This window comes from Pseudonocardia tropica, from assembly GCF_040105315.1.
Taxonomy (GTDB): Bacteria; Actinomycetota; Actinomycetes; order Mycobacteriales; family Pseudonocardiaceae; genus Pseudonocardia; species Pseudonocardia alni.
Map to the genome: position 1 here is coordinate 230,396 of NZ_JBEDNP010000001.1, position 26,949 is coordinate 257,344.

The 26,949-nt window shown below is 74.1% G+C and carries 27 protein-coding genes; 13 read left to right on the plus strand and 14 right to left on the minus strand.

What is annotated here, in order from left to right:
• Positions 1 to 72: 72 nt before the first annotated feature.
• Positions 73 to 1,521 carry a flavin-containing monooxygenase gene (locus WHI96_RS01105; RefSeq protein ID WP_345647906.1) on the plus strand — a complete coding sequence of 483 codons (1,449 nt, stop codon included), beginning with the start codon at positions 73 to 75 and terminating at the stop codon, positions 1,519 to 1,521.
• On the opposite strand, the gene WHI96_RS01110 is transcribed toward WHI96_RS01105, so the two are convergent.
• The gene (locus tag WHI96_RS01110; protein ID WP_208820428.1) at positions 1,497 to 1,961 is read right to left on the minus strand and encodes an STAS domain-containing protein; all 465 of its coding nucleotides are present in this window, start codon (positions 1,959 to 1,961) and stop codon (positions 1,497 to 1,499) included. The two genes, WHI96_RS01105 and WHI96_RS01110, sit on opposite strands and share 25 nt — an antisense overlap.
• A 168-nt stretch (positions 1,962 to 2,129) precedes the next feature.
• On the opposite strand from WHI96_RS01110, the gene deoC reads away from it, so the two are divergent.
• A complete protein-coding gene (gene deoC, locus WHI96_RS01115) occupies positions 2,130 to 2,852 on the plus strand; it encodes a deoxyribose-phosphate aldolase (RefSeq protein ID WP_345647912.1) in 723 nt (240 codons plus the stop codon).
• A gap of 81 nt (positions 2,853 to 2,933) precedes the next feature.
• A complete protein-coding gene (locus WHI96_RS01120) occupies positions 2,934 to 4,529 on the plus strand; it encodes a hypothetical protein (protein ID WP_345647915.1) in 1,596 nt (531 codons plus the stop codon).
• Positions 4,530 to 4,643: 114 nt separating this feature from the next.
• Here WHI96_RS01120 and WHI96_RS01125 read toward each other — a convergent pair whose 3' ends face one another.
• The 3 genes from WHI96_RS01125 to WHI96_RS01135 form a co-directional block, all read right to left on the minus strand.
• Positions 4,644 to 5,030, minus strand: coding sequence for a hypothetical protein (locus tag WHI96_RS01125; protein ID WP_345647918.1), 387 nt, complete (start codon positions 5,028 to 5,030; stop codon positions 4,644 to 4,646).
• 112 nt (positions 5,031 to 5,142) lie between these two features.
• The gene (locus tag WHI96_RS01130) at positions 5,143 to 5,523 is read right to left on the minus strand and encodes a hypothetical protein (RefSeq protein ID WP_345647921.1); all 381 of its coding nucleotides are present in this window, start codon (positions 5,521 to 5,523) and stop codon (positions 5,143 to 5,145) included.
• Between the two features lie 394 nt (positions 5,524 to 5,917).
• The gene (locus tag WHI96_RS01135; RefSeq protein WP_345647924.1) at positions 5,918 to 6,523 is read right to left on the minus strand and encodes a TetR/AcrR family transcriptional regulator; all 606 of its coding nucleotides are present in this window, start codon (positions 6,521 to 6,523) and stop codon (positions 5,918 to 5,920) included.
• A 98-nt stretch (positions 6,524 to 6,621) separates the two neighbouring features.
• On the opposite strand from WHI96_RS01135, the gene WHI96_RS01140 reads away from it, so the two are divergent.
• From WHI96_RS01140 to WHI96_RS01170, 7 genes are all read left to right on the plus strand, one after another.
• A complete protein-coding gene (locus WHI96_RS01140) occupies positions 6,622 to 7,152 on the plus strand; it encodes an SCP2 sterol-binding domain-containing protein (protein WP_345647926.1) in 531 nt (176 codons plus the stop codon).
• Positions 7,153 to 7,184: 32 nt separating this feature from the next.
• Positions 7,185 to 8,393, plus strand: coding sequence for an acyl-CoA dehydrogenase family protein (locus tag WHI96_RS01145; RefSeq protein ID WP_345647928.1), 1,209 nt, complete (start codon positions 7,185 to 7,187; stop codon positions 8,391 to 8,393).
• Between the two features lie 65 nt (positions 8,394 to 8,458).
• Positions 8,459 to 9,055: a GNAT family N-acetyltransferase gene (locus WHI96_RS01150; protein WP_345647930.1), complete on the plus strand. Its 597-nt coding sequence runs from the start codon at positions 8,459 to 8,461 to the stop codon at positions 9,053 to 9,055.
• A 248-nt stretch (positions 9,056 to 9,303) separates the two neighbouring features.
• The gene (locus tag WHI96_RS01155) at positions 9,304 to 10,032 is read left to right on the plus strand and encodes a BPL-N domain-containing protein (protein WP_345647933.1); all 729 of its coding nucleotides are present in this window, start codon (positions 9,304 to 9,306) and stop codon (positions 10,030 to 10,032) included.
• 421 nt (positions 10,033 to 10,453) lie between these two features.
• Positions 10,454 to 11,320 (plus strand): dihydropteroate synthase, encoded by an 867-nt coding sequence (gene folP, locus WHI96_RS01160; protein ID WP_345647936.1) that lies wholly within the window; start codon positions 10,454 to 10,456, stop codon positions 11,318 to 11,320.
• Between the two features lie 2 nt (positions 11,321 to 11,322).
• Complete coding sequence (locus WHI96_RS01165) at positions 11,323 to 12,081, plus strand: dihydrofolate reductase family protein (RefSeq protein WP_345648557.1); 759 nt, start codon at positions 11,323 to 11,325, stop codon at positions 12,079 to 12,081.
• 61 nt (positions 12,082 to 12,142) lie between these two features.
• On the plus strand, positions 12,143 to 12,703 hold the full coding sequence (locus WHI96_RS01170) for a GNAT family N-acetyltransferase (protein WP_345647939.1): 561 nt from the start codon (positions 12,143 to 12,145) through the stop codon (positions 12,701 to 12,703).
• Positions 12,704 to 12,809: 106 nt separating this feature from the next.
• On the opposite strand, the gene WHI96_RS01175 is transcribed toward WHI96_RS01170, so the two are convergent.
• Positions 12,810 to 13,358 (minus strand): hypothetical protein, encoded by a 549-nt coding sequence (locus WHI96_RS01175; protein WP_345647942.1) that lies wholly within the window; start codon positions 13,356 to 13,358, stop codon positions 12,810 to 12,812.
• A 232-nt stretch (positions 13,359 to 13,590) separates the two neighbouring features.
• Between WHI96_RS01175 and WHI96_RS01180 the strand changes: the two genes are divergently transcribed.
• A complete protein-coding gene (locus WHI96_RS01180) occupies positions 13,591 to 14,751 on the plus strand; it encodes an alpha/beta hydrolase family protein (RefSeq protein WP_345647945.1) in 1,161 nt (386 codons plus the stop codon).
• A gap of 27 nt (positions 14,752 to 14,778) precedes the next feature.
• Here the strand turns inward: WHI96_RS01180 and WHI96_RS01185 are convergent, their stop codons facing one another.
• Positions 14,779 to 15,183: a hypothetical protein gene (locus tag WHI96_RS01185; protein ID WP_345647948.1), complete on the minus strand. Its 405-nt coding sequence runs from the start codon at positions 15,181 to 15,183 to the stop codon at positions 14,779 to 14,781.
• A 43-nt stretch (positions 15,184 to 15,226) separates the two neighbouring features.
• Between WHI96_RS01185 and WHI96_RS01190 the strand changes: the two genes are divergently transcribed.
• Positions 15,227 to 15,772: a peptidylprolyl isomerase gene (locus WHI96_RS01190; protein WP_345647951.1), complete on the plus strand. Its 546-nt coding sequence runs from the start codon at positions 15,227 to 15,229 to the stop codon at positions 15,770 to 15,772.
• Positions 15,773 to 15,809: 37 nt separating this feature from the next.
• Positions 15,810 to 16,964 carry a rhomboid family intramembrane serine protease gene (locus WHI96_RS01195; RefSeq protein WP_349302336.1) on the plus strand — a complete coding sequence of 385 codons (1,155 nt, stop codon included), beginning with the start codon at positions 15,810 to 15,812 and terminating at the stop codon, positions 16,962 to 16,964.
• Between the two features lie 195 nt (positions 16,965 to 17,159).
• On the opposite strand, the gene WHI96_RS01200 is transcribed toward WHI96_RS01195, so the two are convergent.
• The 8 genes from WHI96_RS01200 to WHI96_RS01235 all read right to left on the minus strand — a co-directional run bounded on the left by WHI96_RS01200 (position 17,160) and on the right by WHI96_RS01235 (position 26,862).
• Positions 17,160 to 17,594 carry a PH domain-containing protein gene (locus WHI96_RS01200; RefSeq protein ID WP_345647957.1) on the minus strand — a complete coding sequence of 145 codons (435 nt, stop codon included), beginning with the start codon at positions 17,592 to 17,594 and terminating at the stop codon, positions 17,160 to 17,162.
• A gap of 101 nt (positions 17,595 to 17,695) precedes the next feature.
• Positions 17,696 to 17,956, minus strand: coding sequence for a cell division protein CrgA (gene crgA / locus WHI96_RS01205; protein ID WP_345647960.1), 261 nt, complete (start codon positions 17,954 to 17,956; stop codon positions 17,696 to 17,698).
• A 203-nt stretch (positions 17,957 to 18,159) separates the two neighbouring features.
• Entirely contained in the window at positions 18,160 to 18,795 is a 636-nt protein-coding gene (locus tag WHI96_RS01210; RefSeq protein WP_345647963.1) for an aminodeoxychorismate/anthranilate synthase component II, read from the minus strand.
• Between the two features lie 20 nt (positions 18,796 to 18,815).
• Positions 18,816 to 20,780, minus strand: coding sequence for a Stk1 family PASTA domain-containing Ser/Thr kinase (pknB, locus tag WHI96_RS01215; RefSeq protein WP_345647966.1), 1,965 nt, complete (start codon positions 20,778 to 20,780; stop codon positions 18,816 to 18,818).
• Positions 20,777 to 22,528, minus strand: coding sequence for a serine/threonine-protein kinase (locus WHI96_RS27790; RefSeq protein WP_425571641.1), 1,752 nt, complete (start codon positions 22,526 to 22,528; stop codon positions 20,777 to 20,779). The genes pknB and WHI96_RS27790 overlap by 4 nt, the downstream gene beginning before the upstream one ends.
• A 40-nt stretch (positions 22,529 to 22,568) precedes the next feature.
• Entirely contained in the window at positions 22,569 to 24,038 is a 1,470-nt protein-coding gene (locus WHI96_RS01225; RefSeq protein WP_345647969.1) for a peptidoglycan D,D-transpeptidase FtsI family protein, read from the minus strand.
• The gene (locus WHI96_RS01230; RefSeq protein ID WP_345647972.1) at positions 24,035 to 25,522 is read right to left on the minus strand and encodes an FtsW/RodA/SpoVE family cell cycle protein; all 1,488 of its coding nucleotides are present in this window, start codon (positions 25,520 to 25,522) and stop codon (positions 24,035 to 24,037) included. The genes WHI96_RS01225 and WHI96_RS01230 overlap by 4 nt, the downstream gene beginning before the upstream one ends.
• Positions 25,522 to 26,862 carry a PP2C family protein-serine/threonine phosphatase gene (locus WHI96_RS01235; RefSeq protein WP_062399101.1) on the minus strand — a complete coding sequence of 447 codons (1,341 nt, stop codon included), beginning with the start codon at positions 26,860 to 26,862 and terminating at the stop codon, positions 25,522 to 25,524. Before WHI96_RS01235 ends, WHI96_RS01230 begins: the two co-directional genes overlap by 1 nt.
• Positions 26,863 to 26,949: the final 87 nt, after the last annotated feature.

The window sequence follows — 26,949 nt, forward strand, 5'->3', positions numbered from 1 at the left end:
GCCCACCGGGCGCCGCGTGTCGATCTGAGACAGGTCGGTCCGGCGACGTCCCGGATCGGCCACGCTGGGCCGGTGGAGGACGAGCACGACGTCGTGGTCGTCGGGGCGGGGGTCGCGGGGCTGTACGCGCTGCACCTGCTGCGCCGGCGCGGTCTGCGGGTGACCTGTGTCGACGCCGCGCCCGAACTCGGCGGGGTGTGGCACCACCAGCGGTTCCCGGGTGCCCGTATCGACACCGAGGGTGCCGCGTACCAGTACCTGTTCTCCGACGAGCTGTACCGAGACTGGGGCTGGAGCGAGCGCTTCCCGGCCGGCTACGAGGTGCTGCGCTGGCTGCGGTTCGTCGCCGACCGGCTCGACCTGCACCGCGACCTGCGACTGTCCAAATCGGTCACCGCCGCCCGCTGGGACGGCGGCCGCTGGCGGGTCCGCACCGGCGACGACGAGCTGTCGGCCCGGTTCCTGGTCCGCTGCACGGGGGCGTTCACCGCGCCCCGCACCGACGCCGTCCCCGGCCGGGGGGACTTCACCGGGCCGGTCGTCCACACCGGAGCGTGGCCCGCCGGGGGACCCGAGCTCGACGGGCTGCGGGTCGGCGTCGTCGGCTGCGGGCCGAGCGCGGTCCAGCTGGTCCCGGCCCTGGCCGGGCGGGTCGGCCGGCTCACCGTCCTGGCCCGCACCCCGCGGTTCGTGCTGCCCGCGGCCAACCCGATGTTCGGCTGGCCGGAGCGCGCGGCCTACCGCGACCGGTTGCCCGCGATGCGCGAGGCGGTCCGGTCCACACCGTCCGGCACCGGACACCCGTCTGTCCACAGAGGACTCCACAGTCTGGGGACGGTCCACGACGAGGACCCGCTGGCGCTGCACCCGGCCCGGCTCGCCGGGCTCGCGTCCGACCCGGCACTGCGGGCCGCGGCGGCCGCCGTCGTCCGGGACCGGATGCGGGCGCGGCTGGGCGACGACCGCCTCGCGGCGGCGCTGGTCCCGGAGGGCGACGACTACGGCCTGCGGCCCGTCGCGACCGACCAGGGTTGGCTGGAGAGCTTCCACCGCGACGACGTCGAGGTGCTCCCCGTCGCCCGGAACCCGGTCACGCGGATCCGGCCGGAGGGGGTCGGGCTGGCCGACGGGACCGTCGTCGGGCTGGACGCGATCGTGCTGGCCACCGGGTTCGACACGGGTGCGACCCGGGCCGGGATCGACGTCGTCGGCCGCGACGGGCGGCTGCTCGGCACCGGGCCGGGCCTGTTCGGGATGGCGCACCCCGGCTTCCCGAACCTGTTCGCGCCGCTGGCGCCGACCCTCGGGTACGGCAACGACGCGGCCTGCCTGCAGGGGCAGGTCGAGTGGGTCGACCGGGCGATCGGCGCCCTGGACGCCGACGGCCTGTCGACGATCGAGGCGCTGTCGTGCCCGGCGGAGCCGGTCGCGCCCCATGCGGTGCCCGGCGGGGTCGCGGGCGTACTGCGGGCCTGCGACGACGAGGCCGCCGCGGGCTACCCGTCGTTCGAGCGGCGCTGACCGTCCAGGCGGACGTCCGGGTCCGGTACGCCGAACAGCATGTTCCGCGACGAGGCCGGCTCCTCGGGGATCCGGTCGACGACGTCGAACAGGTCCATCGCGCCGGTCACCTGGAGTGCGCGTCGGGCGGGACGGCTCGACCCGCAGTACACCCGGAGACGTTTGCCCTCGGCGCCCAGCATGTCGCGCGACTGGAGCAGCGAGTTCAGCCCCGCCGTCCCCAGGAAGTCCACGCCGGTCAGGTCGAGGATGAGCTCGGGACCGGCCTCGGACCAGATGCCCATCTCGACCCACAGGTCGGGGGAGGTGTCGTCGTCGATGGCGCCGATCGCGTGCAGCACGGTGGCGCCCGCCGGGTGGCTGGACTGCTCGAAGCGCAGCGTCGGCCCGGGAGCGGCGGCCTGCGCGGCATCCGGCACGGAGCGGTCGTCGTCCGCCATGGTCGGGAACCCCCTTCGGCCACCGGGATCTCCGGCACGTCCGAGCAGCATTGCAGCGGGTGGCCGTCACCGCATGTGCTGATCGGCGGCCCCCGGGCGCGTAGCCTTCGCACCCGACCGCCGACCACCCGCGGGGGCGATCCTCCCGCCGGGACCCGAAGGACCACCGTGAGCGCTACGACCCTCTCCGCCGCCGCGATCGCCGGGATGATCGACCACGCGATCCTCAAGCCCGAGCTGACCCGCACCGAGGTCGACGCGCAGCTCGACCTCGCCGCCCGCTACCGCATCTTCAGCGTGTGCGTACGCCCGTCCGACGTCGCGCACGCCGCCGCCCGGCTCGCGGGGACCGGCGTCGCCGTCGGCACCGTGATCGGCTTCCCGCACGGCACGACCAGCACCGCGGCCAAGGCCGCCGAGGCGCGGCAGGCGATCGCCGACGGCGCCGCCGAGCTGGACATGGTGCTGAACGTCGGCCGGCTGCGGAGCGGCCTGACCGACGACGTCGAGGCCGACATCGCCGCCGTCGTCGGGGCCGCCGACGGCCGCGTCGTGAAGGTGATCCTGGAGACCGCACTGCTGTCCGACGACGACGTGGTCGCCGGCTGCCGGGCCGCCGAGTCGGCGGGCGCGGCGTTCGTGAAGACCTCCACCGGCTTCGCCGGCGGCGGTGCCACGCCCGAGCACCTCGCGCTCATGCGCGCCACCGTCGGACCGCAGGTCCAGGTCAAGGCCTCCGGCGGGGTCCGGGACCTCGACACCGTGCTGGCCTTCCACGCCGCGGGCGTCACCCGCTTCGGCACCAGCGGTACGGCCACGATCCTCGACGACGCCGCGGCCCGCGACGCCGGAGCCGACGCCGCGGCCCGGGTGGACGACGCGTCGTACTGAGGGAGCTACCGAGCGGTACACCGGGCCGCCGGATCTGCGAAGCTGACCCGAGCACGTTCCCGTGAGCCCCGGAGGAGACCGATGGCGAAGCAGCCCCTCCCGAGCTCCTGGTCGCCCGCGGGCGTCACCGGGACCCTGATCGGCGCCGCCCTCGGCACGGTCGGCGCGGCTGTGGAGATCGGCCGCCGGCTGCCCGGCTGGCTGGCCGAGGCGCCGCGCGCGGTCGAGGCGATGCCGTCGGTCGCGGCCGACGTCGCCGCGCTGCCGCGGCGCATCGCCGGTGTCGACGCCGCCCTGACCGGCCTCGCCCCGGTGCTCGACGACGTGCTCGGCCGGGTCGTGACGCTGTGGGACGACCCGGTGACCGTCGAGCGGATCGACCGTCTGACCGCGGCCGTGGTCGAGCTGGCCGGGGCCGCCGGACCACTGCGCGAGCTGGCCGGTGCCCGCGACGACCTGCACCAGCTCGCCGGGCTGCGCGAGGACCTGCACCAGCTGGCCGGCGTGCGCGAGGACCTGCACGAGCTGGCTGCGGTGCGCGGGGACCTGCACGAGCTGGCGGGGATGCGGGAGGACCTGCGGGAGCTGGCCGCGGTGCGGGGCGACCTGCACGAGCTCGCCGCCGCGGTCGGGCCGCTGCGGGAGCTGAGCGGGGCGGTGGCCTCGCTGCAGGACCTGGCGGGGGCCGTCGAGGCGCTGCGGGAGCTGGCCGCGGCCGTCGGTCCGTTGTCGGAACTCGCCGGCGCGGTCGAGGCGCTGCGGGAGCTCGCCACCGCCGTCGGTCCGCTGACCGAGCTGGGCACGGCGGTCGAGCCGCTGCGCGAGCTGGGCACGGCCGTCGAGCCGCTGCGCGAGCTCAGCACCGCCGTCGGTCCGCTGTCGGAGCTGGCGGGCGCGGTGGAGTCGCTGCGGGAGCTCGGCGCGGCCGTCGGTCCCTTGTCCGAGCTGGCCGCGGTCCGGGACGACCTGCACGAGCTGGCCGGTGCCGCGGCGCCGCTGCGCGAGCTGGCCCCCGCGGCGGGCGACCTGGCCGCGCTGGCCGGGGCGGTCACCTCGCTGCAGCGCCTCGCCGACGCCGTCGCCCCGCTCCAGGAGCTCGCCGCCACCCGCGCCGACCTGGCGCAGCTCGCCGGCGCCGTCGAGCCGCTGCGGGAGCTGGCCTCGGCCCGCGAGCACCTGGAGAGCCTGACCGGTGCCGTGCCCGCGGTGCACGAGCTGGCTGCGACCCGGGCCGACCTCGCGCGGCTCGCCGAGGCGGTCGGACCGCTGGAGGAGCTGGCCCGCACCCCCGGCGACCTCGCCGCCCTCGGGGGCGCGGTGGAGCCGCTGCGGGTGCTCGCCACCGTGCGGGAGGACCTTGCGACGCTGGCCGCCGCCACCGGCGACCAGGGCGCCGTCCGGCGGATCGCCGCGGCCGTCGCGGACGCCGACGCGGAGGGGACCCCGCGGCTGGCCGCGCTGGACGTCAACCTCGCGCAGGCCGCGAGCCAGCTGACCGCCGTCGCCCCGGACCTGCGGTCGGTCGCGGCCCGGATCGACGCGCTCGACCGGCAGATCGGGGTGCTGGCGGACGCGCTCGCGCCGCTGCAGGGCACCACCGAGCGGATCGGCCGCATCGTCGACCGGCTGCCGGACCGCACCCGGCGCCTGGTCACCCGTCCGGCGACGGAGGGCTGAGCGCCACCACCCGGCCGGCAGCCGCGGCCCGGACACACGAACGAGCCGGCCCGCCGTCTGCGGACCGGCCCGTTCGCCGGAGAAGCCGGGCTGTGCCCCCGGACCTCGGGTGTCTCAGGACTGGTCGGCGACCTGGTCCAGGACGGTCTTCTGGGCCTGCTCGGAGGAGGCCTTGTTGCCCTGCTCGTTCGACGAGTCGATCGAGTTGTCCTGCACGATCTCCTGGCCGGAGCCGCCGCGGACGTCCTCGTTCGCGAAGTCGCTCAGCGAGGCGATGCCGTCGACGTTCGCCGCCGGGTTCGCCTGGGTCACCGGGGCGCCGTTGGCGTTGCCCTGGGTGCTCTCCGACGACTGGGTGCCGGTGGCCGAACCCGTGGTCTCCTGGGTGCTGGTCTCGCTGCGGTCGCCGCGCTCGTGGTCGGCGAAGGCCATGCCGGCTGCACCGATGGTCATGGGGACGGCGAGCGCCGCGGCGGCGGCGATGCGGAAGGACTTGCGCATGGGGGACGATCCTCTCGGGGAAGGGTCCCGGCCGACCCGGTCGTAGGGGTCGGCACGGGCGGTCGGCGCCGGAGCGGTGGGTTGTGCCCCGGCGGCCGGGGACGGCGGCGGATCAGCCCGCGAGGCCGGCGATCTGCTCGACGACGGTCTTCTGGGCCTGCTCGGTGGAGGCCGTGTTGCCCTGCTCGTTCGAGGAGTCGATCGAGTTGTCCTGGACGATCTGCTGTCCGGACCCCTCACCGCCGTCGTAGTCCTCGTTGGCGAAGTCGCTCAGGCCGAGGACGTCGCTCACGTTCAGCGCCGGGTTCGCCTGGGTGACGGGGGCGAACGAGCTGTTGCCCTGCTCGGTGGCGGCACCCTGCTCGGACGATGCGGTGGCCTCGGAAGCCTGGCCCTGCTCGACGGTGTCGTCGGCGAAGGCCATCCCGGCCGCACCGAGGGTCATCGGGACGGCGATGGCGGCGGCGGCCAGAGTACGCACGGACTGACGCATGGAATGCGTTCCCTTCATGTGTTCACTGCTGTCGGCTGCACGCCCCGGAATTCGGGGGACGTACTGCGAAAAAGGTAACCGGCGTTCTCCCGTAATGCGCGCCGACACCGGGTGACGTCATCGACACCCGTCTCGGTGAACCGTTGACGATGTGTCACACGTAGCGATCCGGCTCTGCCGGACAGTAAGCGATCTTGCCTCTGAGCTGCTGGAACACTGGATCCGCGATATCACCCCTTCGAGTGACATCCGACTCGCATCTGCTCTGCGAATAACGCGCGCGAATGCCGTTGCGCGCGGACACGGCGGGGTTACGGTCCGATTTCCCTCTCTTGTGGTGATGATCGTGACCCGGTGATCAATTTCACGACGATCGATTTCCCGGCGGAAGGAACTACGAGCGCAGCAGGGCCAGCCCCGGCCACACCAGCGCCATCAGCGTCGAGGCGAGGTCGTCGGGGTCCCCGCCGTCGCCGGCCCAGTCGGCCAGCCCCTCGGCCGCACCCGCCAGCGCCGCCGCGATCGGGGTGGTGACCGTCGCGGGGTCGACCCCCTCGGGGACGACCAGCTCGGCGGCCAGCAGCTGTGCCACCCGGTCGACGATGCGGGTGCGCGCCGCGTGCACCTCGTCCGCGAGTGCCCCGGTGCGGGCCTGGCGGTAGAGCACCGACCAGCCGTCGCGGTGGGTGGTCACGCTGGCGAAGAACGCCCGGAGTCCGCGGTGCAGGCGCACCTCGGCGTCGGCCGGTGCCCCGGCGGCGGCGCCGGAGACCGACTCCAGCAGCCGGTCGGACTCGCGGCGGATGCACCGCCGCAGCAGCTCCTCCTTCGAGCCCCCGCCGTGCGTGTAGACCATCGGCTTCGACAGCCCCGCCTCGTCGGCGACGGTGTCCATCGACGCGTCGTGGAACCCGTCCCGGGAGAACACGCGCACCGCCGCGTCGAGGACCTGCTTCTCGCGCTGCGCGGGAGGGAGCCTGCGGCGGGGTGGGGGTGCCATCTCGACAGCTTAGCTACTGCTGCGTAAAGTACGCCCCGTCCGAGCCGGTACGGCGAGTACCGGACACTTGTGTGAACCACGGCGAGGTGGAGCGAGCGATGGCCGACACGGTCGACATCAACGAGCTGGGTCGCAGCGTCGACCCGAAGTCCCTGTCCGACGAGCAGCTGATCTCCACCCTCGGCACGGCCCTGCGTGACGGGAACGCGAAGGACGTCGACCCGTCGCTGTTCGCCCGCCTGGTCAAGACCGCGTCGAAGCAGCAGCTGGCGACCGTGATGTCCTCCGAGGTCCGCCGGCCGGTGCTGGAGGCGATCTTCGGCCGGATGAGCGAGTTCTACTCGTCGAAGGGTGCCTCCGGGAACCGGCAGGTCGTCCACTGGCACATCAAGGACGGCTCGACGACCGACAGCTTCCAGACCGTGATGCAGAACGGGACCTGCACCGTCACCGAGGACACCGACGAGGACGCCCGCACCGCGCTGACCATGCCGGGCACCGAGTTCCTCAAGGTCGCCACGAACAACGCCAACCCGGTGACCCTGTTCATGACGCGCAGGCTCAAGGTCTCCGGCGACGTCGGCTTCGCGACCGCCCTGCAGAAGATGTTCCAGATCCCGTCCGCCTGACGAGAACCGCGACCCACCAGCGGAGAGGTGAGATGACTTCCTTCGAACTGTCCGAGGAGCACCGCGAGCTGCAGGAGTGGGTGCACGGCTTCGCCGCCGACGTCGTACGCCCGGCCGCCGCCGAGTGGGACGAGCGCGAGGAGACCCCGTGGCCGATCCTGCAGGAGGCCGCGAAGATCGAGCTCTACAACTTCGAGACCCTCGCCTCCTTCTGGGGCGACGAGACCGGCCTGTCCGTGCCGCTGGTCAACGAGGAGCTGTTCTGGGGCGACGGCGGCATCGGCATGGCGATCTTCGGGACCACGCTGGCGGTGGCCGGCATCTTCGCCTCCGGCACGCCCGAGCAGATGGTCGAGTTCATCCCGCAGTGCTACGGCGACGCCTCCGAGCCGCAGGTCGGCGCGTTCTGCTCGTCCGAGCCCGAGGCCGGCTCCGACGTCTCGGCGATGCGCACCCGCGCCGTCCACGACGAGGCGACGGACGAGTGGACCCTGACCGGCCAGAAGGCCTGGGCCACCAACGGCGGCATCGCGAACATCCACGTGGTGCAGGCCGTCGTCGACCCGGCACTGGGGAGCAAGGGGCAGGCCGCGTTCGTCGTCCCGCCGAACACCCCCGGCCTCGAGTCCACCCGCAAGATCAGGAAGATGGGTCTGCGGGCGTCGCACACCGCGGACGTCTTCCTCGACGACGTGAAGCTCCCCGGCTCCTGCCTGCTCGGCGGCAAGGAGAAGCTCGACGAGCGGCTGGCCCGCGCCCGGTCCGGGGAGAGGTCGAAGGGGTCGGCCGCGATGCAGACCTTCGAGCTGTCCCGTCCTACGGTCGGCGCGCAGGCGATCGGCATCGCCCGCGCCGCCTACGAGTACGCCCTGGAGTACGCCGAGGACCGGGTCGCCTTCGGCCGCCCGATCATCGAGAACCAGTCGATCTCCTTCACCCTCGCGGACATGAGGACCGAGATCGACGCCGCCCGGCTGCTCGTGCACCGGGCCGCGTGGATGGGCCGCAACAACGTCCCGTTCACCGCAGGCGAGGGGTCGATGTCCAAGCTCAAGGCCGGCCGGGTCGCGGTGTGGGCCACCGAGCGCGCCATCCAGATCCTCGGCGGCGCGGGCTACTCGCGCGAGCACCCGGTGGAGCGGATGCACCGCGACTCGAAGATCTACGACATCTTCGAGGGCACCGAGCAGATCCAGCAGCTCGTCATCGCCCGCGCGATCTCCGGGAAGCACCTCTCCTGAGGTCGGAGCCCTGTCGGAGGCGCTCTCGACCGCAATCCGCTTGCCGCCTCCGGCATGGTCGACGCATGGCCCAGCAGGTCCTGCACACCCGGCGACTGGTGCTCGTGCCGCTCGCCGACGAGCATCTCGAGCTGGAGATCGAGCTGGACTCCGATCCCGAGGTGATGCGCCATCTCACCGGCCGTGCCCACGGCCGGGCCGAGGTCGAGCGCGACCACCGGCGTCGGCGACGGGCCGCGACCGAGGTGCCCGGGCTGGGACTCTGGGTCGGATTCGCCGACGACGGTGGCGTCGGCCTGTGGATGCTGCAGGCACCGCGGGGACCGGACCAGCCCGACACCGGGGGCCAGGCGTCACTGGGCTACCGGCTCCTGCGACGCCGGTGGCGCTGCGGCTATGCAGGTGAGGGAGCGCAGGAACTCGTCCGCCACGGCTTCGCCGACCTGGGGCTGGACCGCATCTTCGCCCAGACGATGGCGGTCAACACCGCCTCACGGGCCACCATGGCGGCCGCCGGTCTCTCCTTCGCGCGGGCGTTCGTCTCCGGCGAGACGTACGAGGACCGGCTGCCCGGCGCGGAGCAGGGCGAGGTCGAGTACGACGTCACCCGCGACGCATGGTGGGCCCGTCCCGACACGCGGACCCATCGTTCCCGCCTCTGACCGGCCGGGAGCGACCGGCCCGCCGATCCGCTGCGACGATCAGCGGACCGGCCTCGCCCGGCCGGTCGTACCGTTGCCGGAGGCCCTGCCCGTCCACAGCGGACGGCCGACCGTCCGGCAGCGCAGTCGTCCGTCGGGGCCCGTCCGGGTGACATCCGTGTCAGTGTTGCGTCATCCGGTCCGGTGGCGCCGTCCGCTCCCCTCGTGACGTCCTCGCCGGTTACCCCCGACTCCGGAGGACGACACACGTGGACCGCAGGACCTTCCTGACCGTCGGAGCCCTCACCGTGGCGGCCGGCCTCGCCGGCCGGGGTGTGGCCTCCGCCGCGGGCGACGCGCCGCTCGCCCTGATCCACCGCGGGCCGTCGGTGACCGCACCGGGCTCGCCCGAGACGCTGCAGCGGCTGCTCGCCGCCGCACCGCTCGGGTTCCGGACCGAGTTCGTCGGGTCCGGTGAGGACGCCGACCTCTCCCCGGAGGCACTGTCCCGGGCCGCGCTCTACGTGCAGCCCGGCGGCGGGACCGTCGACGAGGCGTGGCCGGTGCTGGAGGGCCACGCCGGCGTCGTCGCGGACTTCGTCCGGGGTGGCGGCACCTACCTGGGCTTCTGCCTCGGCGCCTACCTCGCCGGCCGTCGCTCGGGCTTCGGCCTGTTCGACGGCACCGTCCGGCCCGCCGACGGCGCCGGGGCCGAGGGCGAGACCGTCACCGTGGACTGGCGCGGAGCCGCGCGACGCCTGTACTTCCAGGACGGGGCCGCCTTCGACCTGCCGCCCGGGAGCACCGCCGAGGTGCTCGCGACCTACGCCGACGGCTCGGTCGCGGCGCTCGCGCAGACCGTCGGGCGCGGCCGGATCGGGCTGGTCGGGGCGCACCCGGAGGCCGACGAGACCTGGTTCTCGGGTCCCGGGTACGCCGACAACACCGACCTGACGCGGGATCTGGTGACCACGGCGCACCGCAGCACGGCCACCTGAGCCGCACCCGGTCGTCGTCGGACCGACGAGAACGCGACGGCCCGGACACCTTCGCCGGGCTCGACCACACCGCAGTCCACACCCTGACCGACGAGGTCGTGGTCCCGAACCTGCCGCCCGCGGCGAGCTCGGAGCTGCGCCGCGACGACGCGGGCGGCTCGCGCACATCCGCGTCCAGTCGATCTGCCCGGCCGACGTCATCCCCGCCGTCGACCGCACGCAGCTCCCGGCGAACGAGGCGCGGCTGCCGGGGCTGTCGCGACCAGCATCGCGACCGGGCGGCGGGTGGCCGCCGAGCCGCCGCTGCGGGAGTACGCGCGCGGCTGACGACCGGCAGGGTGGGCACGCACGCCGGGCCCCGGGGAGGATGGAGATCCAACCGGGTCCTGCAGCGGGCCCGCCCGTGCTGTGAGGAGACCACGTGCCGAGCGTGACGTTCCGTGGACGTACCTGGAACCGGGACCGGGCGATGGTCATGGCGATCGTCAACCGGACCCCCGACTCGTTCTACGACCACGGCGTCACCTTCGCCGAGCAGGCGGCCCGGGACCGGATCACCGCGGTGGTCCGGGAGGGTGCCGACGTCATCGACATCGGCGGCGTCCCGGCCAGTCCGGGCACCGAGGTCACCGAGCAGGAGGAGATCGACCGGGTCGTGCCGACCGTGGAGTGGGCGCGCCACGCCTTCCCCGACGTCGCGATCTCGGTCGACACCTTCCGTGCCGGTCCCGCCGACGCCGTCTGCGCCGCCGGGGCCGACCTGGTCAACGACAACTGGGCCGCCGCCGACGCGGCGATCCTCGACGTCGCCGCCCGGTACGGAGCGGGCTACGTCAGCGCCCACACCGACCACGTGACCCCGCGCACCGAGCCGCACCGGCCCCGCTACACCGACGTGCTCCGCAGCGTCGTCGACCAGACCGTCGCGCTCGCCGAGAAGGCCGTCGCCGCGGGCGTGCCCGCCGGGGGTGTCCTCATCGACCCGGCGATCGACTTCTCCAAGAACACCCTGCACAGCCTCCAGGTCCTGCGCGGCATCGAGGAGATGGTCGCGACCGGCTGGCCGGTGCTGCTGGCGATGTCGAACAAGACCGTCGTCGGGGAGTCCCTGGCCGTGCCGCTGGAGGAGCGGCTGACCGGCACCCTCGCCGCGACGGCACTGGCCGCGGACCGTGGCGTCGCCATGGTGCGCGCCCACCAGGTCCGGGCCACCCGGGAGACCTGCGAGATGGTCGCCACCGTCCGTGGCGAGCGGAACCCGTCGCGGGCGGTGAGACTGCTCGCGTGAGCATGATCCACCAGATCTTCCCGGCGGCCGACGCCGGACCGCTGTCGACCGAGCAGCTCGAACGGCTCTACGCCTACCCGGACGACCGCCTCCGGCTGTCGGTCAACTTCGTGTCCAGCGCCGACGGCGCCGTCGAGGTCGAGGGCAGCTCGGCCGGGCTGTCCACCCCGCCCGACCGCGCGGTGCTGGACCTGGGGACCGACCTGGCCGACGTCGTGCTCGTCGCGGCCGGGACGGCCACCGCCGAGGGGTTCACGGGCGTCAAGCACAACGACCGGATGGACGACCGGCGCCGCCGCTTCGGGCTGTCGGAGCTGCCGTCGACGGCGGTCGTCACCTCGTCGGGGAAGTCGCTCGACCCGTCGGCGCCGGTGCTGACCGACACCGAGGTCCCCACGATCGTGCTCACCTGCGAGTCGGTCCCGGCGGACCTGCGCGACCGGTGGACCGACGTCGGTGCCGAGGTCGTGCTCACCGGCGACGAGTCGGTCGACCTCGCCGTCGCGGTCGCGGTGCTGGGGGAGCGCGGGCTGCGCCGGATCAACTGCATGGGCGGACCCGCGCTGTTCGGCAGCCTGGCCGAGGCGGGCCTGGTCGACGAGCTGCGGCTGACCCTGGCGCCGTTCCTGGTCTCCGGCGAGGCCGGTCGGATCGCCCGCGGCGCGGGCATGGACCCCGCGCGTCTCGAGCTCGTCAGCGTCGTCACCGGCGACGACACGCTCCTCGTGCGTTACCGCGCGCGCGAGGCGCCGTCGTCCTGACGGGGAACACCGGAGGGGGCTACCCGATCACGCACGGCGACGTCTGGGGCAGGATGGTCACGTGTCGCGTCCCTCGAACATGCTGGCGGACGGCGTCGTCGTCCTCAGCCCGCTCGGCTGGGACGATGTGACGGCCCACCTCGCGGGTGAGGACGCCGAGATCGTCCGCTGGCTCGGTGGCGCACCCGCCACCCCGGCGACCGCCCGCGCCCACGTCCGTCGTGCGATCGAACGCTGGGCCGACGACGGGCCGAAGCTGAGCTTCGGCATCCGGGTCGACGGCGGCGCCGTCCTCGCCGGGACCATCGACGTCGACCTCGACCCCGCGGGGGACCGGGCCGGTCTGTCCTACGGCGTCCACGCGGCGTACCGCCGTCGCGGCCTCGCGACGCGCGCGGTCCGGCTCGCGGCCCGCTACCTGGGCGAACGGGGCGACGTGCGGTGGATCTCCATCGACGTCGACCCGCAGAACACCGCATCGGTCGGGGTCGCGCGACGGGCCGGGTTCCGGTTCCTGCGCCACGTCGTCGACGACGAGGGGTCCTTCGACCGCTACGAGCTCATCGTCCGCGCACCGGTGGTGCCCGCGCCACCGCCGCGCCCGCGCCACGGCCGGCCCTGACCCCGTCGGCGTACGCGGTCGCCCGCCCGGGCCCCCGGTCGTCGGGGACACCGGACGGGCGACGTCGCGAGGGCCGGTCCGGGGTCCGGCGCCGGTCGGTCCGACGTCAGGAGACGGTCGGGGCCTCGACGTACATCACGCCCGGGATCTCGAGCACGGGCAGCGCGCCCGCGTCGTCGGCCGACGGGAGGTCGGCCTCGTCCGCGGAGGGGATCTCGGGGGCGTCGTCGGCCGAGGGCAGCTCCGGCGTGTCGTCGGAGGACTGCAGCGACGCGGTGCCCGGCACCGAGTCGGAGGAGGGCAGCGAGTCGGCGGAGGGCAGCGAGTCGGCGGAGGGCAGCGAGTCGGCGGAGGGCAGCGAGTCGGCGCCCGGCAGCGAGTCGGCGCCCGGCAGGCCGGGGAGCGCGTCGGCGGAGGGGAGCTCCGGCAGACCGGAGGTCTCGCCGTGCGGGGTCTGCAGCTCGCCGAAGGAGACGCTGTTCGCGTCGTTCGACAGGGTGCCGTCCTCGTAGGACGGCAGGGCGGAGGTGTCCGGGGCGTCGGGTGCCTCGGGCAGCTCGGCGGCCGATGCCTGGCCGACGACGCCGGTGCCGAGCGCGGCGATGCCGGCGCCGGCGAGGGACAGCCGCAGGGCGGTACGGGCGAGCGGGGTCATGCGCACGTCCTTCCAATGGGGGTCGGGGAGCGGAGGGGCGACGGGCGACCCTCGCCGGGGGACAACGAGACCCACATCGGCCGGTTGCGTTCCGCAGTCATTCGACGGCGATCTTCACCCGTACGAGTGGCAACCTGAGAGGGGTGTCGCACGTACGGTCCCTTCTCGTCACTCCACGAGGTTTCCGGTGGTCCGCTCGCAGCACCCGTCCGCGGGGGAGCAGGATGGGTGTGTGCGCGCGCCGAGCTCCTCCGTCCGCCACTCGGTCCGTCGTTCGGCGCCCGTCGCGGGTGCGCTGGCGGGGGCCCTGGGCGGGGCGGGAGGCGCCGCCGCGGCCGCGATCGGCTGGCACTACTCGACGATCCTGCTGCACCCGTCGCCGCACCCGGGGCTGCCCGAGCGGGTCGTCGCCACCGGTGACGGCACCGTCGAGCTGGCGCGGACCCGGCTGTCCGCGCAGCCGGGCGTGTGGGGGCTGCGCGGCCCGGCCGGGCTCGCCGTCGTCGGTCCGGTCCTGGACCGCGGGCGCCGCACCGTCGTCCGGGAGCTGCATGCCGGCCCGGTCCCGGCGACCGGCCCCGCGGTGCTCGACGCCGGCCCGTTCGACCCGGACCCGTCCGCCCGCGGGCTGCCCTTCGACGACGTCCGGGTGCCCACCGACCTCGGCCTCGCCCCGGCCTGGCGCATCCCCGCCCCGGACGGCGGTGACCCGGACACCTGGGCGCTGTGCGTGCACGGCCGGGGCGGAACCCGGCGCGAGGCACTGCGGATCCTGCCCGCGCTGCACGCGGCCGGGCTGACCCAGCTCGTCGTCAGCTACCGCGGGGACGGGACCGCCCCGGAGTCACCGGACGGGCGCTCGCACCTCGGCGACACCGAATGGCGCGACGTCGATGCCGCCGCGGCCTACGCCCTGGTCCACGGCGCGCGCCGGCTGGTGCTGGTCGGGTGGTCGATGGGGGCCGCGGTGGGCGGGGCGTTCCTCGACCGGTCCCCGCACGCCGACCTCGTCGACGCCGTGCTCTGGGACGCTCCGCTGCTCGACTGGCGTCGCACGCTGCGCCGGCAGGCCCGCAACCGCGGTCTCCCGCCGACCCTCGCCGGGGTCGCGGCCCGGTTCACCGCGCGCCGGATCGGGATCGACCTCGACCGGTTCGACCTGGTCCGGCGTCCACCCGCGGTCCGTCCGCCGACGCTCGTCCTGCACAGCGACGCCGACACCGCCGTGCCCGTCACACTGAGCCGGGACCTGGCTGCGACCGCCCCCGAGCACGGCTGGCCGGTCACCTACCGGGAGTTCTCCGGTACCGAGCACACCGGCAGCTGGAACGCCGATCCCGACGGCTACGAGGCCGCCGTGACCGGCTTCCTGCGGACCCTGCGCCCGGCCTGACCCGTCCGCTCCGGGACGGGCCCGGGCTCAGTGGCCGCTCGTCTGCGACCGGCCCTGACCGATCGGCTTGCCGTGGATCTGGTCGTCGGTCGGCGGGTTCGTCGGCACCGGGGTCCCCGGGTTCACCTCGCGCTCGCGCTGCAGGACCGTCGCCCAGCCCCACACCGCGGCCGCGGTCAGCAGCAGCACGGCCACGATCCACGGGGCCCGGCGCACCCGCGCCGGGGTCGGCTCGACGACCTCGGCCAGCGCGCGCCGGGCGTCGTGGACCGAGCCGGACACCACGTCGGACAGGCCGGACAGGCGGGACGAGACCCCTCCTGCCACGGCGTCGGCGACCGCGCCACCGGCGATCCGGCCGGCGTCGGCGACGGTGTGCACGGCCTCGGCCGCGTCCTTGCGGGCACGGGCCCGCGTCCTCTCGGCACTCATGTTCCGGACCTGCTTCCCACGGATGCGGCTGCTTACTGGCACGATGGTAGCCGTGACGGAACCAGGAAACGCCAACACGACGGCCGTCCTGCACACCTCCGAGGGCGTCGTCCGCGTCGTGCTGTTCGGCGACCACGCGCCGAAGACGGTCGCGAACTTCGTCGGCCTCGCGGAGGGCAGCAAGGACTACACCGGCCCGAACGCGAGCGCCGGCGACTCCGGGCCGTTCTACGACGGTTCGATCTTCCACCGGGTGATCAGCGGCTTCATGATCCAGGGCGGCGACCCGACCGGTACCGGTCGCGGTGGCCCGGGCTACCAGTTCGGCGACGAGTTCCACCCGGACCTCAAGTTCGACAAGCCCTACCTGCTGGCCATGGCCAACGCCGGGCCGGGCACCAACGGCTCGCAGTTCTTCATCACGGTGGGCAACACCCCGCACCTGAACCGGCGCCACACCATCTTCGGTGAGGTCGCCGACGCCGAGTCGCGGGCCGTCGTGGACGCCATCGCCCAGACCACCACCGGCCAGGCCGACCGGCCGCTGACCGACGTGGTCATCGAGAAGATCGAGATCGAGCGGTCCTGACCCCGCAGGTCTGCGACGACCGAGTGGACGGGCCGTGGTGAACGGACGACCCGACAGCAGCGGATCCGGGACACCCGGCGAGCCCGAGGGCGGGCCGGGTTCCCCCGGCCCTGCCGGCGCGCCGTACTACCCGGCGCCGCCCGGCTACCCGCAGCCCCAGTGGCCGCCGGGCGCCCCGGGCGCCCCGGGCGATCCGCCGTCGGGCGGTGCCGGACCGGTGACGCCGGACCTGCCGTACGGGCAGACCCCGTACGGCGCCGGCCCACACGGATCCGGGTCCCCCGCTCCGGGCGGTGGCCCGACCGGCCCCGGTGGCCCGACCGGCCCCGGTGGCGCGCCCGGCGCCGCGGCGGTGTGCGTCCGGCACCCCGACCGGCCCACCGGCCTGGCCTGCTCGCGCTGCGACCGGCCCGCCTGCCCCGACTGCCTGCGGCCGGCCCCGGTCGGTCAGCACTGCGTGGACTGCCTCGCCGAGGGCGCGCGGACGACCCCGCGCCGGCGCAACGTCGCCGGTGCGAGCCGCACCGGGAAGCCGGTGATCGTCCCCGGGCTGATCGTCGCCAACGTGGTGGTCTACGCGCTCACCGCGGTCACGGCGGGCAGCGTGATGTCCAACTTCCGCTCGCCGCTGTTCGACGCCGGGGGCCTCGTCCCGCTCCTGGTCGCCGACGGCGAGTACTGGCGGATCATCACCTCGGGCTTCCTGCACATCGGCCCGCTGCACCTGGCGTTCAACATGTACGCCCTGTGGATCATCGGCCGTGAGGTCGAGACGGTCCTGGGCCGGGCCCGGTTCGTCGCCGTCTACGGCGTCTCCATGCTCGGCGGTGCGGCCGCGGTCATGCTGTTCAGCTCCCCGGTCGGGGCGACCGCGGGCGCCTCCGGTGCGGTGTTCGGCCTGATGGGGGCACTGTTCGTCCTGCTGCGGCGGCTGAAGCTGCCGACCGGGCAGGTCGTCGCCGTCATCGCGATCAACGCCGTGATCAGCCTCAGCATCCAGGGGATCTCCTGGCAGGGGCACCTCGGCGGGCTCGTCTTCGGCGCCGCTGTCACCGCGGCGCTGGTCCACCTCGGGACGGGGTCCCCGCAGCGCAGGCGGACCCAGCTGCTGGCGGTCTCCGGGCTGGCCGTGCTCGCGCTGGTACTGATCGGGGTGCGCGCGGCGGGGCTGCTCACGGCTGCCGGCGTCTGAGGCGTCGCGCCACCCGCACCCCATCCGCCCGAACGGCGGAGACCCGACCGTTGCCGACGTCGGTCCGTGCGCCGAGATGCAGCTCAGGGCTGCCGACGGTGAGACGGGACGACCCTGAGGTGCATCTCGGCGGCCGCCCGCCGACCGGGCCGCCGGGGGCCCGGATCCGGTGCCCGCCGAGGTGCGGGTGGCGGGTCAGAACTCGGGTGGGCCCACGTCGGGGCGGTGGCCCGGGCGCCGGGCGGTGAGGTCGTCGAACACGTCGACCGGATCCGCGCCCAGCTCGGCCCGGCCGAGCACGACGAGCCGCTCGCGGTCGTCGACGTCGCGCAGCTCCAGCTCCAGCAGCACCGACTCAAGGCCCAGCCTGCGGGTCCGCAGCAGCCGCAGGTCGTCCACCCGCCCCCAGGGCACGTGCCGGGTCCAGGTCAGCCTGCGGACCGTCAGCCCCTCGGGACCTGCCTCCAGCCGGGGCCGGGCACGGGTCCCCGACGCCGCGGCCAGGGTGAGGCCGAGCGCCGCGACGCCCGCGACGAGCGCACCCGCCGCGTCCGCCCCGGAGACGAGCACCGCGACCGACCAGCCGGTCGCGGCGACCGACAGCACCCAGAGTGCGACGACCGCGCCCACCGGCGTCGACCATCGAACTCGATCACCCTGTGTGTTCATGTGAAGTTGTCCACAGGCTTCATCCACATGGTGGACAACTCACATTCGTGTATTTCTGCTGTTCAGCGCCACCGCATCGTCATCAGCAGGCCGATCACGATGAGTGAGAAACCGATGATGAAGTTCCAGTTGCCGAGCGCCAGCATGAACGGGATGGACGGACCGGCCAGATAGTTGACCACCAGCCAGGCCAGGCCGAGCACCCACATCGCGACCATGACGGCGATGTAGGCGGGGTGTGTCGGTCCCGCGACCTTCTGCGGGGTGCGGCTGACCGGGGGCGGGGTGTAGGCCGCCTTCTTGCGGACCTTCGACTTCGGCATCTGACCTCATCGCCTGTCGGAGTCGGACACGGGTCCGGCCGGTGCGCCGGCCGGGGGCGGGACCTGCGACGGGGCACCGTGGTCGGGGACGTGGCGACCCGGACAGATCCGCCACCACGGTATCGCGACCGCGTCGCCGTCCGGGTCACACGGGCGACACAGGCGTCACACGTCACGGGGACGCCGGGTGGTGCGGGCGGGGATCAGACCCCGGCGACCAGCCCGGCCATCTCGTCGGACAGCCGTACGACCAGGTCCTCCGGCACGTCGTGGCCGGCCTGGCGCAGCCAGTTCGCCAGCATCCGGTGCCCGCCCTCGGTCAGCACGGACTCCGGGTGGAACTGCACGCCGGAGATCGGGAGCTCCCGGTGCCGCACGGCCATGATCAGGCCGGTCTCGGTGTGGCCGGTCGCCTGCAGCTCCGACGGCAGGCCGTCGGGCGCGATCGTCAGCGAGTGGTAGCGGGTGGCCGTGAACGGCGACGGCAGCCCGGTGAGCACCCCGGTGTCGTCGTGGAAGACCTCCGAGGTCTTGCCGTGCAGCAGCTCGGGCGCGCGCTCGACGACCCCGCCCCAGGCGGTGGCCAGCGCCTGGTGGCCGAGGCACACGCCCAGCAGAGGCGTGCCGCGCTCCGCGGCGCGGCGGATGACCTCGACGCTGCGACCGGCCCGCTCCGGGGTCCCCGGACCGGGGCTGACCAGGACGGCGCCCACCTCGTCGAGCTCGTCGAGCTCGACCTCGTCGTTGCGCCGGACCACCGGGTCGGCACCGAGCTGGGCCAGGTACTGGACCAGGTTGTAGACGAAGCTGTCGTAGTTGTCGACGACGAGTACGCGCACGGTCCCTCCCGGGAACATCGTCAGTTGAACGGGAAGCCGTTGCTGCCGTTCTCCCCGTCGCTGCTGCTGCCACCGGAGTAGCTGCCGACGGTGAGGGTGACGGTCTGGCCGCTCGAGGCCTCCGACCCGCCGGACGGGCTCTGCTGCAGCACGATGCCGTTCTGCGAGGAGTCCGAGACGTCGACCTGGCGGATCGACGGGCTCAGCCCCGCCTCCTGCAGCGTGCTGATCGCGCTGTCGACGGGCTGGCCGACGACGTTGGGCACCTGGTTCTGGTTCCCGCGACTGATCTGGATCGTGATGGTCTGGTCGGGTGTGACCCGGGTCCCGGCCGACGGGTTCGTGCCGACCGCCTGGCCCGCCGAGCCGCTGCTGTCGACCTCGGTCGTGGAGATCGACCGGAAGCCGGCGTTCTGCAGCGTCGCCCGGGCGGCGTCGGCCGACTGGCCCGCCACGTCCGGTACGGCGACGGTCTGCTGCTTGCGGCCCACCACCAGCGACACCGAGGTGTCGCCCGAGACCTGCTGGCCCGGCCCCGGGTCGGAGGTGATGACCTTGCCGACCTGGCTGGAGTCGCTCGTGTCGCGGTCGGTGCGGCCGCCGACCTGCAGGCCGGCCTCCCGGAGCTTGGCCTCGGCCTCGTCCGGGGACAGGCCCTCCACGCTCGGCACCGTGACCTGCGCGGGCCCGCTGCCGACGTAGACCGTCACGCGGCTGTTCTCGGCGACCTGGTTGCCGCCGCCGGGGTCGGTGCGGACGACCTTGCCGACCTGCGCGACGTCCGACGGCTGGTCCTGCTGGGAGAACAGCAGTCCGGCCTGGGTGATGGTCTGGCGGGCCTGGTCGGGGGACTGGCCGAGCACGTCGGGCACCGACACCTGGTCCGGGCCCGAGGAGGAGAACAGCTGGAAGCTGACGAAGCCGAGCAGGCCGATCACCGCGAGCGCGGCGACCCACAGGAGGGCCTTGCGCGGTCCCCCGCGGCCCTCGCCGTCGGCGTAGTCGGGATGGTGCGGTGGCATCGTGTGTCGGCCGGTGGGCGGGCCGCCCGCGTCGAGCCGGCGCGTCGCCATGGCCTGGGTCGCGCCGTCGTGGGCCATCATGTGCGTGCGCTCGTGCTCGCTCATGACCAGCGGCGCGTGCACCGGCTCGCCGTTGCGCACGCGGACCAGGTCCGCCCGCATCTCGGCGGCCGACTGGTAGCGGTTGGCCGGGTTCTTGCTGAGCGCCTTGAGCACCACAGCGTCGAGCGCCGGGGGCACCGACGGGTTCAGCTCGGACGGGGACCGGGGGTCCTCCCGCACGTGCTGGTAGGCGACCGCGACCGGGGTGTCCCCGGTGAACGGCGGCTCGCCGGTCAGGAGCTCGAACAGCACGCAGCCCGCGGCGTAGACGTCCGAGCGGGCGTCGACGGCCTCGCCGCGCGCCTGCTCGGGGGACAGGTACTGCGCCGTGCCGATGACGGCCGCGGTCTGGGTGACGTTCTGGCCCTCCCCCAGCGCACGGGCGATGCCGAAATCCATGACCTTGACCGCGCCGACGCCGTTGATCATCACGTTCGCGGGCTTCACGTCGCGGTGGATGATGTTGTGCCGGTGCGAGAAGTCGAGCGCGGCACAGACGTCGGCCATCACCTCGACGACCCGCTGCTGGGTCATCGGGCCGGTCGTCTTGACGATCTCGCGCAGCGTCTGCCCGTCGACGAACTCCATGACGATGTAGGGCAGCGGCCCGAACTCGGACTCGACCTCGCCGGTGTCGTACACCGCGACGATCGCCGGGTGGTTCAGCGACGCCGAGTTCTGCGCCTCGCGGCGGAAGCGAAGCTGGAACTGGGGGTCGCGGGCCAGGTCGGCGCGCAGCACCTTGACCGCCACGTCCCGGCCGAGCCGGGTGTCGAGGCCGCGGTGGACCTCGGACATGCCGCCGTAGCCGAGCGGGTCGCCCAGCTCGTAGCGCTCGGAGAGCAGTCGTGGTGTCGTCATCGGTTCAGATTCCCGTACTCATCGAGTCCGTCGGAGGCGTGCTCATCATGCCGGTCGGCGCTCACTGCCGGTCCCGTACGGGCGACATGTGCGCCGGAGCGACCGTTCGGTGGGATCACCGGGGCATCACCGGGCACCTCCGGTCGATCTTGGGCACGGGGGACGGCGAACGGCTCCGCCGGGACCGCCGGTCCCGTGGACCCGGCCGAGGGACCGGCCGCGGTCACCACGGTACCGGGCGCGACCCCCAGCGAGCCGGGCCGCATGTCGTCGGGCGAGGCGCCCCTCAAGATCATCACCGCCAGGAGCACGGCGGCGAGCGTCAGGATCACGAACAGCACGGCCAGCCACGCCTTCGCCCGTCCGGAACGCTTCGGGCCGAGGTCGAGCGGGCCGGACGGATGCTGCTCGGGCATCCGGTCGGCGGAGGCGTTGCGACGCACCGGCGGACGCGTCGGCGCCGATCGCTGCCGCCCCGGGACCCCGGGGCCGGTGGGCGGCCCGCCCGGACGACGGCCACCCGGGGGACCACCGCTGTGCGGCCCGGTGTGCGGCGGCCGCAGCGGAGCCCCGTAGGGCGGCGAGCCCGGGGGCACCGGGACCGGCCCGGACCAGGACGGCGTGCCGCCCGGGGTACGCGGGCCCTGCGGCCTGCCCGGCGCGCCACCGGGGTACGGACCGGTGACCGGGCGGGACACGCCCTGGTCCGGCCCGGTGCGGCGGGCGCCGTCGGGGCCGGGGTCACCGGTGCGCGGGCCACGGTCGGCGGTGTCGGGACCGCCCGCCGACGGGCCGTCGTCGCCGCTCCCCGGTCCGGTCTCCTGCAGGGCGTGCCGCGAGCCGGTGCCGTCGTCGCCGCGGAAGTCGGGTGCGTACCCGCCGGGGGCGGGGATGCCGGGCGGTGGCGGCCGGTGCCCGCGCCGGACCGCGGCGACGGCGTCGGCGAACTCGGCGCCGTCGGCGTAGCGCTGCTCGGGGTCCTTGACCAGCACCGAGGAGACCAGCTCGCGGACCCGCTCGGGGATCTCGTCCGGCAGTGGCGGCGGGTCGTCGCGGACCTGCATCATCGCCACCGCGACCGCGCTCTCGGCGCGGAACGGCCGCACCCCGGCCAGGCACTCGTAGCCGACGATGCCGAGCGAGTAGACGTCGCCGGACGGCCCGGCCTCCTCGCCGGAGGCCTGCTCCGGAGCGATGTAGTGGGCGGTGCCCATGACCATCCCGGACCGGGTCACCGGGACGGCGTCGGCGGCCTTGGCGATGCCGAAGTCGGTCAGCTTCACGACGCCGTCGGTGCGCAGCAGGATGTTGCCGGGCTTGACGTCGCGGTGGACGAACCCGCGCTCGTGCGCGGCGAACAGCGCCCGGCCCGCCTGCTCGAGGATGTCGAGCGCCTCGTCGGCGGGGATGGGCCCGCGCCCGATCCGCGACGACAGCGGCTCACCCCGGACGAGCTCCATCACCAGGTAGGCGGTGCGCCCGCCGCCGGTGGGGCTGTCGTCCTCGCCGTAGTCGTGCACGGCGGCGATCCCGGCGTGGTCGAGCGAGGCGACGGTGCGGGCCTCGATGCGGAACCGGTGCAGGAACTCCGGGTCGTCGGAGAGCTCCGCCTTCAGGACCTTCACCGCGACGCTGCGCCCGAGCCGGGTGTCCGAGGCCTCCCAGACCTCGCCCATCCCGCCGACCGCGATCCGCCGGTCCAGCTGGTAGCGCTCGGAGATCAGCTGCCCGGCCGACAGGGCGCTCACGGGGCCGCCGGGGACCTGCGCCGGGCCGGGTACCGCGGGCTCACTGGGCGTCCCGCAGCGCCTCGGCGATCACGGCCCGCCCGATCGGGGCCGCGACCGAGCCACCGGTCGCCTCCAGCGCCCGGTCGCCGCCGTTCTCGACGAGCACCGCCACCGCGACCTTGGGGTCGTCGGCCGGCGCGAACGCCACGTACCAGGCGTGCGGCGGGGTGTTCTTCGGGTCGGTGCCGTGCTCGGCGGTACCGGTCTTCGACGCGATCTGGACGCCGGTGATCTTGCCGCCGCCCGAGGTCCGGTCCTCCGAGCCGAGCATCAGGTCGGTCATCGTGCGGGCCACGTCGGCCGGCATCGCCCGCGACATCCGGTCCGGGTCGGTGGTGTCGACGACGTCCAGGGTCTGGCTCTGGATCTCCCTGACCAGGTGCGGGGCCATCGTCTGGCCGCCGTTGGCGATCGAGGCGCCGATCATCGCCAGCTGCATGGGGGTCAGCCGGACGTCGCGCTGCCCGATCGCGGACTGCTGGGTCGAGGGGGTGTCGGACATCGGGCCGACCTGCGACGCCGTGACGGGCATCGGGATCTGCAGGTCGGTGCGGCCGATGCCGAACGCCTCGGCCTGGGCGCGGAGCTTGTCCGGGCCGAGCTCGCCGCCGAGCTGGGCGAACGCGGTGTTGCAGGAGCGCGCCAGCGCCTCGCGCAGCGACGCCGTCGCCCCGCCGCCGCAGGCCGAACCGTTGTAGTTCTCCAGAGTGGTGGTGGAGTCGGCCAGCTGGATGTTGCGGGCGGCCGTGAGCTGGCTGTCCGGGGTGTAGCCGTTCTGCAGGGCGGCCGCGGTGGTGACGAGCTTGAACGTCGAGCCGGGCGGCTCGATCTCGTTGATCGCCCGGTTGGTCATCGGGCCCGGGTCGTCGGCGCCGTAGCGCTTCCACGCCTCCTGCTGCTGCGCCGGGTTCGGCGAGGCCAGCGGGTTCGGGTCGAACGACGGCGTCGAGGCCATCGCCAGGATCTCGCCGGTCTGCGGCACCAGCGCGACGGCGGCGCCGGTGTACCCGCGGGAGGCCAGCCCGTCGTAGGCGGCGCGCTGCACCTCGGGGTCGATGGTGGTCACCACGTTGCCGCCCGCCGGGTCCCGGCCGGTGATGAGGTCCGACAGCCTGCGCACGAACAGCCGGTCGTCGGTGCCGTTGAGCACCTCGTCGGTGGACCGTTCGAGTGCGGTCTTGCCGTACACGGTCGACAGGAAGCCGGTGACCGGCGCGAACATCTCGCCCTGCGGGTACTGGCGGGCGAACCGCAGCCGGCCGTCGCTCTCGACGCTCTGCGCGAGGACCTGCCCGCCGGCGACGATCTGGCCGCGCTGACGCGAGTACTCGTCGATCTGCGAGCGCTGGTTGCGGGAGTCGTCCCGGTACTGGCCGGCCATGACCACCTGCACGTAGGTGATGTTGCCGAGCAGGACCACGATCATCACCATCACGGCGAGTGCCACGCGGCGGACCGGGCGGTTCACGTCTCGCTCCTCTGGGCGGCGGTGTCGGTGCGGTTGTCGTCACGGGTGTCCGAACGGCCCGTCCCGGGACGCTGGACGAGCTCGGTGCTGGCCTCGGCGATCGGCGCCCGCGGCTTCGCGGGCCGGACGGGCAGCGGTGCCCTGGCCACGTGCGAGATCCGCAGCAGGATCGCCACCAGCACGTAGTTCGCCAGCAGCGACGAGCCGCCGTAGGACAGGAACGGCAGCGTCAGACCGGTCAGCGGGATCAGCTTCGTCACCCCGCCGATGACGACGAAGATCTGCAGCGCCACCGAGAACGACAGCCCGGTCGCGAGCAGCTTGCCGTAGGAGTCGCGCACGGCCAGCGCCGACCGCAGCCCGCGGGTGATGAGCACCAGGTAGACCAGCAGGATCGCGGCCAGCCCGATCAGCCCGAGCTCCTCGCCGAGCGAGGAGAAGATGAAGTCGGACTCGGCGAAGGGCACGATGTCCGGCCGTCCGGCACCCAGCCCGGTCCCGCCGACGCCGCCGGTGCCGAGCCCGAACAACGCCTGCGCGAGCTGGTAGCCGCCGCCGCTGAAGTCGGCGAACGGGTCCAGCCAGATCCGCACGCGGGTCTGGACGTGGTCGAACAGGTTGTAGGCGACGACGGCACCGCCGGAGAACGCCAGCAGCCCGATCACCATCCACGACACGCGTTCGGTCGCGGTGTAGAGCAGGACCAGGACCAGGCCGAAGATCAGCAGCGAGCTGCCGAGGTCGCGCTGGAGCACGAGCACGCCGACCGAGAGCCCCCAGGCGACGAGCAGCGGTGCCAGGTCACGGGCGCGGGGCAGCTCCATGCCCAGGAAGCGACGACCCGCGGTGGAGAGCAGGTTGCGCTTCTGGACCAGGTAGGCCGCGAAGAAGATGATCAGGAGGATCTTGGAGAACTCGCCGGGCTGGATGCCGGGGCCACCCGGGATGCGGATCCACAGCTTGGCCCCGTTGACCTCGGAGACCGACGACGGCAGGAACGCCGGGATCGCCAGGAAGACCAGGCCGACGAAGCCCGCGGTGTAGCCGTAGCGGGCCAGTGTGCGGTGGTCCCGGACGAAGAACAGCACCAGGGCGAACAACACCAGGCCCGCGACGGTCCAGGTGATCTGGGCGCCGATCAGCCCGCTCGGCACCGGGCTCCCGGTGGCCTCCGCGCGGGCGGCCTTCGCCAGGTCGAGCCGGTGGATCATCACCAGGCCGATGCCGTTGAGCAGCGCGACCGACGGCAGGATCAGCGGGTCGGCGTAGGGCGCCAGGAAGCGCACCGCCACGTGCGCACCCGCGAACAGCACGAGGTACGCCAGACCCACCCACAGCAGGTCGGTCGTCAGCGACTGCTCCTGGTTCGCCTCCACCAGCACCAGCGCACCGGTGGTGAGCACGGCGGCCAGGCCCAGCATCAGCAGCTCGATGCCGCGGCCGGTGGGCGTGGTCGGCTCCGCAGCGGAGCTGCCCGTGGCCATCAGCCGTCGAGCCGGCAGTTCCGGCCCGGCTCGGGGGTCGCGGTCGGCAGCGGGGTCGTCGTCACCGGCGGGGCGCCGGGCACCTGGACGACCGCGGGCGGCTGCGGCGGGTTCAGCGTGGAGCAGAGCGGGAGCATGCGCTCCCGCAGCCGGTCGACGGTCTCCCGGGCGCCGGTCTCGCCCTCGTCGGAGACGATGCCGTCGGTGACCTGGCTGCGGACCGCCTGCGGCAGGTCGTCGAGGCCGATGTCGGTGGACTCGGCCACCCGCTGCAACGGGACACCGAGCACGTTGCCGCGCACACCCTGGTAGATCGCGACCTGGTTCTGGTCGACGGCCACGTAGTACTGCTGCAGCACGAGCGCCCGGGCGACGAACACACCCGCCACGAGCACCACGAGCACGCCCAGCAGTGCGAGCACCGGGCGCAGGCCGCGCCGGCGCCGCGGCTCCTCCGCGGCGGCGGGCTCCAGCCGCACCGGCTCGGTGCGGGGCAGCGTGGTGGCCGCGGCGCGCTGCGCCGAGGAGTGCGGGGTCCGCTCGTCGTGGCGGTAGTCGCCGTCGCCGGCGCGCGGGTTGCGGCCCGCGGAGCCCCCGATGATCGGGGCGTCGTCTGCGTAGTCGACGTCCACCACGTCGGCGACGATGCAGGTGATGTTGTCCGGCCCGCCGCCGCGCAGCGCCAGCTCGATCATGCGGTCGGCGCACTCGCGCGGGTCGGCGTAGTCGGTCAGCGTGTCGTGCAGCGTCTCGTCGCTGACCGGGCCGGACAGGCCGTCGGAGCACAGCAGGAAGCGGTCCCCGGCGCGGGCCTCGCGGATCGACAGCGACGGGTCGACGTCCTGCCCGGTGATGGCGCGCAGCAGCAGCGACCGCTGCGGGTGCGTGTGCGCCTCCTCCTCGGTGATCCGGCCCTCGTCGATCAGCGACTGGACGAACGTGTCGTCCTTCGTGATCTGGGCGAACTCGCCGTCGCGCAGCAGGTAGCAGCGCGAGTCGCCGACGTGGACCATGCCCAGGCGCGAGCCCGCGAACAGGATCGCGGTCAGCGTGGTGCCCATGCCCTCGAGGTCGGGGGCCTCGGCGACGTGGCGGGAGATCGCCTCGTTGCCGTCGTGGGTCGCCTCGCGCAGCTCGGCGAGCAGATCGTCGCCGGGCACGTCGTCGTCGAGCGGGGCCAGTGCGGAGATCACCAGGGACGAGGCGACCTCGCCCGCGGCGTGGCCGCCCATGCCGTCGGCGAGGGCGAGCAGGCGGGGGCCCGCGTAGACGGCGTCCTGGTTGTTCTGCCGGACCAGTCCGCGGTCACTGCGGGCCGAGTAGCGCAGCACCAGTGTCACGGGGCGGCTCCGGCTTCGGTCGGGGCACGTCGGGCGGATCCCGCGCCGCGGGACCGGTCGGACGGCCGCGGCACCGGGGGAGCGGTC

Bases quoted from the DNA above. Each gene is read 5' to 3' on its own strand.
- WHI96_RS01110 (WP_208820428.1), bottom strand. From the start codon at position 1,961: ATGGCGGACGACGACCGCTCCGTGCCGGATGCCGCGCAGGCCGCCGCT.
- WHI96_RS01120 (WP_345647915.1), top strand. From the start codon at position 2,934: ATGGCGAAGCAGCCCCTCCCGAGCTCCTGGTCGCCCGCGGGCGTCACC.
- WHI96_RS01125 (WP_345647918.1), bottom strand. From the start codon at position 5,030: ATGCGCAAGTCCTTCCGCATCGCCGCCGCCGCGGCGCTCGCCGTCCCC.
- WHI96_RS01130 (WP_345647921.1), bottom strand. From the start codon at position 5,523: ATGCGTCAGTCCGTGCGTACTCTGGCCGCCGCCGCCATCGCCGTCCCG.
- WHI96_RS01135 (WP_345647924.1), bottom strand. From the start codon at position 6,523: ATGGCACCCCCACCCCGCCGCAGGCTCCCTCCCGCGCAGCGCGAGAAG.
- WHI96_RS01140 (WP_345647926.1), top strand. From the start codon at position 6,622: ATGGCCGACACGGTCGACATCAACGAGCTGGGTCGCAGCGTCGACCCG.
- WHI96_RS01145 (WP_345647928.1), top strand. From the start codon at position 7,185: ATGACTTCCTTCGAACTGTCCGAGGAGCACCGCGAGCTGCAGGAGTGG.
- WHI96_RS01150 (WP_345647930.1), top strand. From the start codon at position 8,459: ATGGCCCAGCAGGTCCTGCACACCCGGCGACTGGTGCTCGTGCCGCTC.
- WHI96_RS01165 (WP_345648557.1), top strand. From the start codon at position 11,323: ATGATCCACCAGATCTTCCCGGCGGCCGACGCCGGACCGCTGTCGACC.
- WHI96_RS01175 (WP_345647942.1), bottom strand. From the start codon at position 13,358: ATGACCCCGCTCGCCCGTACCGCCCTGCGGCTGTCCCTCGCCGGCGCC.
- WHI96_RS01185 (WP_345647948.1), bottom strand. From the start codon at position 15,183: ATGAGTGCCGAGAGGACGCGGGCCCGTGCCCGCAAGGACGCGGCCGAG.
- WHI96_RS01190 (WP_345647951.1), top strand. From the start codon at position 15,227: ATGGTAGCCGTGACGGAACCAGGAAACGCCAACACGACGGCCGTCCTG.
- crgA (WP_345647960.1), bottom strand. From the start codon at position 17,956: ATGCCGAAGTCGAAGGTCCGCAAGAAGGCGGCCTACACCCCGCCCCCG.
- pknB (WP_345647966.1), bottom strand. From the start codon at position 20,780: ATGACGACACCACGACTGCTCTCCGAGCGCTACGAGCTGGGCGACCCG.
- WHI96_RS01230 (WP_345647972.1), bottom strand. From the start codon at position 25,522: ATGGCCACGGGCAGCTCCGCTGCGGAGCCGACCACGCCCACCGGCCGC.